Source organism: Bradyrhizobium sp. Bra78 (assembly GCF_024519855.1).
Lineage (GTDB): Bacteria > Pseudomonadota > Alphaproteobacteria > Rhizobiales > Xanthobacteraceae > Bradyrhizobium > Bradyrhizobium japonicum_G.
Genome location: NZ_JALJRE010000040.1, coordinates 1 through 263, shown reverse-complemented (window position 1 = coordinate 263; position 263 = coordinate 1). Strand labels below are relative to the sequence as shown.

The 263-nt window shown below is 62.0% G+C and carries 1 pseudogene; it reads left to right on the top strand.

Annotated elements, in window-relative coordinates:
- A pseudogene (locus tag OC450_RS34300) lies at positions 1-263 on the top strand (flagellin); the annotation flags it as partial.

Here is a 263-nt window from a genome sequence, read left to right as displayed (position 1 = left end):
AGTCGAACCTCAGCATCACCGGCGTGACCTACAACTCCAAGGGTCTCGGCCTCGCCTCGCTGACCAGCGGTGTCGACTTCATCGACAACTCCGCGACCAACAAGGTGCTGTCGAACCTGAACGCCGCGTCGAGCACGCTGCGCTCGGAGGCCTCGAGCCTCGGTTCGAACCTCTCGGTGGTGCAGGTTCGTCAGGACTTCAACAAGAGCCTGATCAACGTGCTGCAGACCGGTTCGTCCAACCTGACCCTGGCCGACACCAAC